Consider the following 10,362-nt stretch of genomic DNA (forward strand, 5'->3'; position numbering starts at 1 on the left):
AGAGTATGAAAATGATTGTAACAACTAGTCTTGGGATGGATGAGGGGCTGGTCTATAGGGCTAGACGGATTGCCAGTGAACTGGGAATTGAATACAAGGAAAGAAAGAAGCAGTCGGTTGGAAAAATGTTAGGTACCTACGAGGCTGTCTTGGTTCTTTATAAGGATAAATTGATACTAGAGCAGAGGGGTGGGCAGGTTTTATTTTTCCACCCAGATACTGCCATGTTGCGGATTAAGTCTGGAAGAGATCCGCTTTTAGAATTACTTGGAAAAGAAAAACAATCAATAATAGACTGTACTATGGGCTTGGGATCTGATAGCATTGTGTTAGCAAGTGCCGGTCATCGGGTGACAGCCTTGGAAAGTTCTAAGCTAGTGCACTTTATTGTGAGTCGAGGTTTACAGGATTTTGATAGTGGGCTGCAAGAGGTCAATCGAGCCATGAAATCTATTCAGACAATTTGGACAGATAGTTTGACTTATTTGAAAGGGCAAATAGATAAGTCTGTTGATGTCATTTACTTTGATCCCATGTTTTCAGAAGAAATCAAGGAATCACAAAATCTTTCTGGCTTGTCTACTTTGGCTGACAGAAGCCGTTTAACGGAGGAAATTGTATCTGAGGCTAAACGAGTAGCTAGGAAGAAATTGATAATAAAGGCTCATTTTCGAGATCAGGTCTTTGAAGAATTTGGCTTTAAACGTCATGTCAGACCCAATCAAAAATTTCACTACGGAGAAATTATTTTGGAGGAGGAAGTATGAAAATCATCGTAACAGGCTTTGATCCCTTTGGCGGCGAGCCTATTAACCCAGCCTTGGAAACAATCAAATCTCTACCTAAGACCATTGCTGGTGCAGAGATTATTCTTGTAGAGATTCCGACTGTTTTTGACAAGGCTGCGGATGTTTTAGAGGAGAAAATGGCAGAACATTTACCTGATGCGGTACTATGTATTGGTCAGGCTGGTGGGCGAGTTGATTTAACTCCTGAGCGTATAGCCATTAACCAAGATGATGCACGCATTCCAGACAATGAGGGGCAACAGCCGATTGATAGAACGATTCGAGAAGATGGTCAGCCTGCTTATTTCTCCACCTTACCCATCAAAGCAATGGTTGAAGCTATTCATAGGATTGGGCTTCCAGCTTCTGTTTCTAATACTGCTGGGACCTTTGTCTGCAACCATCTCATGTATCAAGCTCTTTACTTGGCGGAGAAACAATTTCCAAAGACTAAGGCAGGCTTTCTCCATATTCCCTTCTTGCCAGAGCAGGTTGTCGACAAACCAGGACTGGCTTCCATGTCTTTGAACGATATTGTAAGAGGAGTTGAAGTAGCTATAGGAGCGATTGTTGAATATAGGGATAAAGAGGATATTAAAAAGGGTGGTGGCAGTACACACTGATGAAAAATATTATGGAAGCAAGAAAACGTGTAGAGGAAATGGAAAAAATATTTAACAGACAGCTAGAGCTGAACCAGTCCCTTTCCGATAGTATGGCACAACTCAACCAGGAACAATCGACTTATTTACAGTTATTAGATTATTACCAGAGCCAGACCTATATGGAAGATCTTGATTTATCTAATAAGGGTTATTTCAATGGTATTCCTTGCGGAGTATTGAGTGAAGATGGAGTCTATAATTTACTGTTTGACCGTACAAATCTAGCAAGTCAACTGAGAGAACTAGCAGATATGCTCGAACAATAAATTTTTTAAAACCTGTCAAGTTTTTTTCTTGACACCCTGTTAAAGTGTGGTATAATAGAACATGTGCTAAATAGCTCTGCTATTTCACCGAATAAAAATACAAAGAAAAGAGAACATTTAAAAATGGCAGTAAAAATCCGTTTGACTCGTATGGGTTCTAAAAAGAAACCTTTCTACCGTATCAACGTTGCAGACTCACGTGCACCACGTGATGGTCGTTTCATCGAAACTGTTGGTACTTACAACCCACTTTTGGCTGAAAACTCAGTAACTCTTAAAGAAGAGCGTGTACTTGAGTGGTTGGCAAAAGGTGCACAACCATCTGATACAGTTCGTAGCCTTCTTTCAAACGCTGGCGTATTGAAGAAATTCCACGAACAAAAATTCTCTAAGTAAGAACAGTAAGCGAGAACACTTATGGACATGATTGAAAATCTCATTATTGCGATTGTGAAACCTTTGATTTCACAGCCTGATAGCTTGACAATAAAAATTGTTGATACACCTGAATTCTTGGAATATCATTTGGATTTGGATCAATCTGATATTGGACGTATCATTGGTAGAAAAGGACGCACAATTTCTGCAATCAGAACGATTGTCTATTCTGTTCCAACAAGTGATAAAAAAGTTCGTTTAGTGATCGACGAGAAAGAATAGAAAGTCACCGTTTGGTGGCTTTTAACGTTGACAAAGGGGCCTAGCCCCTTTTTAACATATAGAAAGGAAGAAATGATGAATCTGATTTGGACCTATTTGAAAAAATATCCTAAGTGGATTGCCTTAGACTTGTTGGGGGCCTTCTTATTTGTAGTGGTAAACTTAGGCTTGCCGACTTTTTTGGCTAGGATGATTGACCAAGGAATTACAAAGAACGATGTTAGTCAGCTCTATTTCTGGGCGGGGATGATGGGATTGATTGTCCTGCTCGGGATTGTTGGTCGAGTGACACTTGCCTATGCAGCTGGAAAGTTAACTACAAATATCGTCAAGGATATTCGAAATGATCTGTATGAGAAAATTCAGGACTATTCTCATCATGAATATGAGCAGATTGGTGTTTCTTCTCTAGTTGCTCGTATGACAAATGATGCTTTTGTTCTCATGCAATTCTCTGAAATGGTCTTAAAACTAGGTATTATTACCCCCTTGATGATGATTGCTTCTGTCATCATGACCTTGGTAACCAGTCCGAGCTTAGCCTGGACAGTAGCAGTAGCCATGCCGTTTCTAGTTTTTGTTATTTTCTATGTGGCAACAAAAACTCGTCCTCTCTCTGAAAAACAACAAAAACGTTTGGATACGATCAACCAATATGTTCGTGAAAATCTCATGGGCTTACGTGTCATTCGTGCCTTTACTCGTGAGGAGTTTCAAGAGGAGCGCTTTGAGTCGGTCAATGAGGAATATACCGATATTTCCAAAAAGCTCTTTAATCTGACTGGATTGACAGAGCCTCTCTTTGTCCAGATTATCATTGCTATGATTGTGGCCATTGTCTGGTTTGCTTTGGATCCCTTGAAAACAGGTAGTCTGCAAATCGGTGATTTGGTAGCCTTTATCGAATATAGTTTCCACGCGCTTTTCTCTTTCTTGCTCTTTGCTAACTTGTTTAACATGTATCCACGTATGTCGGTATCGAGCCAACGGATTCAGGAAGTCTTGGACATGCCCATTTCCATTTCTAAGAATGAAGACGGCATAACTGAAACAGATACTCGTGGTTATTTGGAATTTGAAAATGTAACTTTTGCCTACCCTGGTGAAACGGAATCGCCTGTGCTGCACAATATTTCCTTCAAAGCTAAGCCTGGTGAAACGATTGCCTTTATTGGTTCAACAGGTTCTGGTAAGTCTTCCTTGGTCAACTTGATTCCACGTTTCTATGATGTGACACTTGGTCGTATCTTGGTGGACGGTGTGGATGTCAGACGCTACAATCTAAAGGCACTCCGCAGCAAGATTGGCTTTATTCCGCAGAAAGCTCTGCTATTTACCGGAACTATCGCGGAAAACTTAAAGTACGGTAAGATGGATGCTAGTCTTGCAGAACTTCATGATGCGACGGATGTGGCTCAGGCTAAGGAGTTTATCGAGAGTAAGGAAGAAAAATTCGACACCCATCTAGCAGAAGGTGGAAGCAACCTGTCAGGCGGGCAAAAGCAACGTTTGTCCATTGCACGTGCTATTGTCAAACAGCCGGATATTTACATTTTTGATGATTCTTTCTCAGCCTTGGATTATAAGACGGATGCGATTTTGAGGAGTCGTTTGAAGGAAGTGACGGAAAATGCGACGGTGCTAATTGTGGCCCAACGTGTCGGAACCATTATGGATGCTGACCAGATTATCGTGCTGAACGAAGGTGAAATCGTTGGCCGCGGCACCCACAATGAATTGATGGAAAGCAATGAGATTTATCGAGAAATCGCCAATTCTCAGCTTAACCGTCAATCGTTAACAGAAGAATAGGAGGAATTATGAAGAATAGATCAGTATTTACCCGTGTTTGGGACTATTTGCGTCGTTACAAATCTTCTGTATTTTTAGCTGTTTTTCTAAAGACCATCAGTGCAGTTATGAATGCCTTGGAGCCCTTTGTACTGGGGCTTATCATTACAGAATTGACCAAGAATCTGTTGGATATTGCTAATGGAGTAGAAGGAGCGCAGATTAACTATTCCTACATTGCCATCATGCTTGCCATCTATGCCCTTCGCGCCCTTCTATATGAAATCGGTGCCTACGGTTCTAACTATTTTATGACCAAGGCAGTGCAGGGAGCAACTAAGGAACTACGTCAGGATTTGAGTCACAAAATTAACAAAATTCCTGTTTCTTACTTTGATAAGCACCAGTATGGTGATTTACTCGGACGTTTTACAAGCGATGTGGAGACTGTTTCAAACGCCCTGCAACAAAGTTTTCTCCAGCTAGTCAATGCCGTTCTGACCCTCTCTCTAGCCATTTTCATGTGTTTCTGGTTGGATGTATCCCTAGCACTTGTAGTCGTAACCTTGGTTCCAGTGACTTATTTTGGTTCTAAGTTTGTCATGGGCAAATCCCAGCCATATTTCAAGCAGCAGGCTGATGCCCTAGGTCGTTTGAACGGCTTTGTCCAAGAAAATCTGACTGGTTTTAACGTTCTCAAACTCTACGGCCGTGAAGAAATTTCTACAGAAGAGTTTCGCCAGATTACCGCAGATTTGCAGGAAGTTGGTTTCAAGGCTAGTTTCATGTCTGGTTTGCTCATGCCCCTGGTACACGGCTTCTCAAATATCGCCTATGTTGTCGTCGCCCTGCTATCTGGATTGAAAGTTCTTGCAGGTACATTGACGGTGGGTAATATGCAGGCCTTCGTCCAATACGTCTGGCAGATTTCTCAGCCAGTCCAAACCTTGACCCAGTTGGCACCACAGTTACAGTCTGCCAAATCTTCCCTTGAACGCATCTTTTCAGTCCTAGATGAGCTTGATGAAGAAGACGCCAATGCGCTGGAGTTGACAGCTGGTTTGACCGGACAAGTCAGCTTTGAACAGGTCGAATTTGGCTATTCAGAAGACAAGCCGCTTATCCGTAACTTTAATCTTGATGTTAAGCCAGGTGAAATGGTTGCTATCGTTGGTCCAACAGGGGCAGGTAAGACAACCCTTATCAACTTGCTCATGCGTTTCTATGATGTCACATCAGGTGCTATCAAGGTAGATGGGCAGGATATTCAAAATCTTTCACGTCAATCCTACCGTAGTCAATTTGGTATGGTCTTGCAGGATGCTTGGCTCTATGAAGGGACCATCAAGGAAAACCTACGTTTTGGACGTCTGGATGCGACGGATGAGGAAATTGTGGAGGCTGCTAAAGCTGCCAACGTTGACCACTTTATCCGTACCCTGCCTGGCGGTTATAATATGGAAATGAACCAGGAATCCAGCAATATTTCCCAAGGTCAGAAACAGCTTTTGACCATTGCACGTGCCTTGTTGGCGGATCCTGCTATTCTGATTCTTGACGAAGCGACTTCTTCAGTTGATACCCGTTTGGAACTCTTGATTCAAAAGGCCATGAAACGGTTGATGAAAGGGCGGACAAGTTTCGTCATCGCTCATCGCTTATCTACCATTCAGGAAGCTGATAAGATTTTGGTCTTGAAAGATGGACAGATTATCGAACAAGGTAACCATGAAAGTCTTTTGGCAGACAAAGGTTTCTATTATAATCTTTATCAAAGCCAGTTTAGTGAATCCAAATAAAAAACGAACTCCCTTGTCAGTGACAGGGAGTTTTCTCATATACATGTTTGTGAAAATTAATAGGAAATTTCGGATAATAGTCCCTCAGCGGTAGTGGTTGGGAGGATGCGGACACGATTGAGAGTCAGTAATCCGTCACTAGCAGAAGCCAAGCCGTTGTTAGTAGTCACACCAAGTTTGTAGCCAGCTTGTTCAGTTAAGGCTACGGTATCTGCTGAGTATCGTCCACCAGGGTAGGCGATAGCGATGGTTTCCTGATTTAATTGGCTGTCAAGATAGGCTTTAGAGGAAGTAAGTTCATTTGTTTGATCCTCGATAGAACTATACTCTAAATCAGGGTGGTTGACGGTATGCCCTTGAAAGGAGAGCCCTGCGGTCTGCATTTCCTTGATTTGATCAAGAGTAAGGTGCCCTGCTTGTCCATATTCAGTAAATCCTGTAATGACATTGTTGGTTGCTTTCATTTGATATTGCTTAAGCAATGGGTAGGCATAACTATAAAAATCCCAGAGGCTATCGTCAAAGGTTAGCCAGACAACCTTTTTGCCAGCAGGAAGGACATTTTCTGTCAATACCTTATAAGCCTCTTCAGGTGATAAAGTATAGTAACCTGCATCTTGCAATGCTTTTAGATGACTTTCGAAAGTCGTTGGATCTACGATAAGATTCGCATTAGCTTCTTCCTCAGGAGCCATTACGTGAATGGCATGATACATGAGGATTGGAAGTTTGATAGGTTCAGTTTGTTGTTCCCAAATGATTTCTGTTTGTACTTCACTACTTTCTGAAGTTATAACACTTGAAGTGGTTGTTGTCTCTACCGTTGAAGCTTTGGAATCACTTTGTTGCTTAGATGGCTGTTTTAGAAAGATTAGAAAAATAGATAGTAGAGTCACTACTAATAATGCGATGCCAAGTAGCATTGGCACAAGTTGTTTCTTTTGTGTGCGGCTTCGACGGGCTCTTCTTGAATGTTTCATTATCTTATCTCCATAATCATATATTAAAACAATTATATCAAATTTTTTGCCAAATAGTCAGAATATTTGTTATAATGGGAGAAATACATTTTAAAGGAGAGCACATGGTAGTTAAGATAGGATTATTAGGATTTGGAACCGTTGCGAGTGGTGTGCCATTTTTATTAGAAGAAAATCAGGAAAAAATAGAGAAAGCTGCGCATGATAGTATTGAAGTTGCTAAGGTTTTGGTCAAGGATGAAGCAGAAAAAGACCGTCTCTTGGCTGCAGGTCATGACTATCATTTTGTAACAAATATTGATGATATTTTAGCTGATGAGGACATTGCCATCGTCGTTGAGCTGATGGGACGTATTGAGCCAGCAAAAACATTTATTACACATGCCTTGGAAGCAGGCAAGCATATTGTAACAGCCAATAAGGATTTACTTGCTGTTCATGGTAGCGAATTGCGTGCCTTGGCTGAAGAGAAAGGTCTTGCGCTTTATTATGAAGCTGCAGTTGCAGGTGGTATTCCAATCTTGCGTACCTTGGTTAACTCATTGGCTGCTGACAAGGTGACTCGTATCCTCGGTGTATTGAATGGTACTTCAAACTTCATGTTGACTAAGATGATTGATGAAGGCTGGACTTACGAAAAAGCTCTTCAAACAGCACAGGAACTTGGCTATGCAGAATCTGACCCAACAAATGACGTTGAGGGGATTGATGCAGCTTACAAGGCTGTTATCCTCAGTCAATTTGCTTTCGGGATGACAGTTGATTTTGAACACGTAGCACACAAGGGTATTTCGAATATCACACCAGAAGATGTAGCAGTGGCACAAGAATTGGGCTATGTCATCAAACTTGTGGGTGATATTCAAGAAACTACCTCTGGTATTGCTGCCGAAGTATCTCCAACCTTCCTACCGAAAAATCATCCACTTGCAAGCGTGAATGGTGTGATGAATGCTGTATTTGTCGAATCTATCGGCATCGGCCAGTCTATGTACTATGGACCGGGTGCTGGGCAAAAACCGACTGCAACAAGTGTTATGGCTGACATTATTCGTATCGTTCGTCGCTTGAAAGACAATACTATCGGCAAAGCTTTTAACGAATATAGCCGCCCACTTCAATTGGCAGCCCCAAGCGATGTGAAGAGCGAATATTATTTCTCAATTGATGCGCCTGATAAAAATGGAAAAATGCTTCGTTTAGCAGAAATCTTCAATTCTGAAGAAATTTCCTTCAAGCAAATTCTGCAACAAGCTGCAGATGGAGAAACAGCCCGCCTAGTGATTGTGACCCATGAAATGAGTAAGACTCAGTTGGAAAATGTAACAGACAAATTGAGTAAAGAAACAGACTTTACTGTCTTAAATACCTTTAAAGTACTGGGAGAATAAGCAATGAAAATTATTATTCCAGCAACTTCAGCTAATATCGGTCCAGGATTTGATTCAGTAGGTGTTGCCCTTTCGAAATATCTAACGATTGAAGTATTTGAAGAGACTGATGAATGGGTGATTGAGCACAATCTTGAACATGTTCCATCAGACAAGAACAATCTTTTGATCAAGACAGCTTTAAAGATTGAAAAAGGATTGCAGCCGCATCGTATCAGAATGATTAGTGATATTCCCTTGGCACGTGGTTTGGGTTCATCCAGTTCCGTTATCGTAGCTGGTATCGAATTGGCTAATCAATTAGCAGGTTTGAATATGACAGCGGATGAAAAATTGCTCAAAGCTACAGAAATTGAAGGACATCCTGATAATGTAGCCCCAGCGATTTTCGGTAATTTAGTCATCTCTAGCTATGTTAATAAGAGAGTACAGGCAGTTGTAACAGAATTCCCAGAAGCAAGTTTTGTTGCCTTTATTCCAAACTACCCACTGCGTACGGTTGAAAGCCGAGGTGTACTGCCTTCTCAGATGGGGTACAAGAAAGCAGTGGCTGCTAGTGCCATTGCAAACGTTGCTGTTGCCAGTTTGATGGCAGGTGATCTGGAAAAAGCTGGGAAAGCAATTCAGTCAGACATGTTCCATGAACCGTTTCGTCAGCTACTTGTTAAGGAGTTTTGTCCAATCAAGCAAACTGCACAGGAGTTGGGAGCCTATGCAACCTACTTATCAGGTGCCGGTCCAACAGTGATGGTATTAGCGCCCAAAGATAGGGAGGACGCTATTGTTCTAGCATTAGAGGAACTAAATCTAGACGGAACTGTCCACCGCCTTCAAGTAGATACCAAAGGGATTGCTATTGTATAGATAGTGAGAATCTGTCATTTGCAAAACTAAACATGTTTATTTATTGGAGTTCGCCATCGCTACTGTAAGCGGTAGAAAGGGAACTCCTTTTTTTTGTGCATTCCATTCTCCATTTCAAAATATTGGGGCAAATTAATTTGGCTTGTGAAAGTATTTTTGTTGAATTTTATTCGTTTTCTCCTGTAATTTTTGGTATAATAAATCCTGTATATCTTAAATTGAAATGAGAAGGTTATGAAAGATAAAATTAGGCTTGAATTAGAAGGCATCGATATTCGATTCGATGAACCTTTAAAAGAATATACCTATACAAAAGTAGGAGGAGCTGTTGATTATCTAGCTTTTCCGCGGAATCGTTACGAGATTGTTCGTATAGTAGAATTTGCTAAACGCGAAGGTATTCCATGGCAAGTATTAGGAAATTCAAGTAATATCATTGTCCGCGATGGCGGTATTCGTGGTTTTGTTATCCGTATGGATAAACTTAACTCCGTTACTGTATCAGGATACACCATTGAAGCAGAAGCAGGTGCCAATCTGATTGAAACAACAAAAGTCGCACTTTTCCATTCGTTATCAGGATTTGAATTTGCTTGTGGTATTCCGGGAAGCATTGGTGGTGCTGTCTATATGAATGCAGGTGCTTACGGAGGTGAAGTGGCACACATTTTAGTTTCAGCGCAGATTTTGACTCCTGCAGGTTATGTCGAGACATTGGACAATCGTGAGTTACGATTTGGCTACCGTTCTTCTATTTTGCAGGAAAACGGTGCGATTGTTTTGTCTGCAAAATTTGCCCTCAGGCCAGGAAATCATACGGTTATTCAACAAGAAATGGCTCGTTTGACACATTTGCGCGAGCTCAAGCAACCTTTGGAATATCCATCTTGTGGTTCAGTCTTCAAGCGTCCACTTGGTCACTTCGCAGGACAGTTGATTATGGATGCGGGTTTAAAAGGTTATCGAATTGGTGGAGTCGAAGTTTCTGAAAAACACGCTGGCTTTATGGTCAATATAGAAAATGGTACAGCATCTGATTACGAAAATTTGATTGCCCATGTGATTCAAGTTGTTGAAAAATCTTCAGGAATTACTCTGGAGAGAGAGGTTCGTATTATCGGCGATCCTGCTGATACACTCTAGCCATCAGGCTCTTAC

11 protein-coding genes are annotated in these 10,362 nt (G+C 41.4%); 10 read left to right on the top strand and 1 reads right to left on the bottom strand.

Annotation, left to right across the window (positions count from 1 at the left end; all coding sequences use genetic code 11):
* Positions 1 to 11: 11 nt before the first annotated feature.
* The 7 genes from YYK_RS03775 to YYK_RS03805 all read left to right on the top strand — a co-directional run bounded on the left by YYK_RS03775 (position 12) and on the right by YYK_RS03805 (position 5,969).
* A complete protein-coding gene (locus YYK_RS03775; protein WP_012775077.1) occupies positions 12 to 767 on the top strand; it encodes a class I SAM-dependent methyltransferase in 756 nt (251 codons plus the stop codon).
* Positions 764 to 1,411 (top strand): pyroglutamyl-peptidase I, encoded by a 648-nt coding sequence (gene pcp / locus YYK_RS03780; protein ID WP_002940685.1) that lies wholly within the window; start codon positions 764 to 766, stop codon positions 1,409 to 1,411. The genes YYK_RS03775 and pcp overlap by 4 nt, the downstream gene beginning before the upstream one ends.
* Positions 1,411 to 1,719: a DUF4298 domain-containing protein gene (locus YYK_RS03785; RefSeq protein WP_014635963.1), complete on the top strand. Its 309-nt coding sequence runs from the start codon at positions 1,411 to 1,413 to the stop codon at positions 1,717 to 1,719. The genes pcp and YYK_RS03785 overlap by 1 nt, the downstream gene beginning before the upstream one ends.
* A 123-nt stretch (positions 1,720 to 1,842) precedes the next feature.
* Positions 1,843 to 2,115: a 30S ribosomal protein S16 gene (gene rpsP, locus YYK_RS03790; RefSeq protein ID WP_002940682.1), complete on the top strand. Its 273-nt coding sequence runs from the start codon at positions 1,843 to 1,845 to the stop codon at positions 2,113 to 2,115.
* A 21-nt stretch (positions 2,116 to 2,136) separates the two neighbouring features.
* Positions 2,137 to 2,379, top strand: a complete 243-nt coding sequence (locus tag YYK_RS03795; RefSeq protein WP_012028079.1) for a KH domain-containing protein — start codon at positions 2,137 to 2,139, stop codon at positions 2,377 to 2,379.
* A 75-nt stretch (positions 2,380 to 2,454) separates the two neighbouring features.
* The gene (locus YYK_RS03800) at positions 2,455 to 4,191 is read left to right on the top strand and encodes an ABC transporter ATP-binding protein (RefSeq protein ID WP_012775079.1); all 1,737 of its coding nucleotides are present in this window, start codon (positions 2,455 to 2,457) and stop codon (positions 4,189 to 4,191) included.
* A gap of 8 nt (positions 4,192 to 4,199) precedes the next feature.
* A complete protein-coding gene (locus YYK_RS03805; RefSeq protein WP_012028081.1) occupies positions 4,200 to 5,969 on the top strand; it encodes an ABC transporter ATP-binding protein in 1,770 nt (589 codons plus the stop codon).
* 56 nt (positions 5,970 to 6,025) lie between these two features.
* Here YYK_RS03805 and YYK_RS03810 read toward each other — a convergent pair whose 3' ends face one another.
* On the bottom strand, positions 6,026 to 6,949 hold the full coding sequence (locus YYK_RS03810; RefSeq protein WP_011922329.1) for a polysaccharide deacetylase family protein: 924 nt from the start codon (positions 6,947 to 6,949) through the stop codon (positions 6,026 to 6,028).
* Positions 6,950 to 7,053: 104 nt separating this feature from the next.
* Between YYK_RS03810 and YYK_RS03815 the strand changes: the two genes are divergently transcribed.
* From YYK_RS03815 to murB, 3 genes are all read left to right on the top strand, one after another.
* Positions 7,054 to 8,340, top strand: coding sequence for a homoserine dehydrogenase (locus YYK_RS03815; protein ID WP_011922330.1), 1,287 nt, complete (start codon positions 7,054 to 7,056; stop codon positions 8,338 to 8,340).
* A gap of 3 nt (positions 8,341 to 8,343) precedes the next feature.
* Complete coding sequence (gene thrB / locus YYK_RS03820; protein ID WP_011922331.1) at positions 8,344 to 9,204, top strand: homoserine kinase; 861 nt, start codon at positions 8,344 to 8,346, stop codon at positions 9,202 to 9,204.
* Between the two features lie 234 nt (positions 9,205 to 9,438).
* The gene (gene murB, locus YYK_RS03825) at positions 9,439 to 10,347 is read left to right on the top strand and encodes a UDP-N-acetylmuramate dehydrogenase (RefSeq protein WP_011922332.1); all 909 of its coding nucleotides are present in this window, start codon (positions 9,439 to 9,441) and stop codon (positions 10,345 to 10,347) included.
* Positions 10,348 to 10,362 lie beyond the last annotated feature (15 nt).

Origin of the sequence: Streptococcus suis S735 (genome assembly GCF_000294495.1) — a bacterium.
Lineage (GTDB): Bacteria > Bacillota > Bacilli > Lactobacillales > Streptococcaceae > Streptococcus > Streptococcus suis.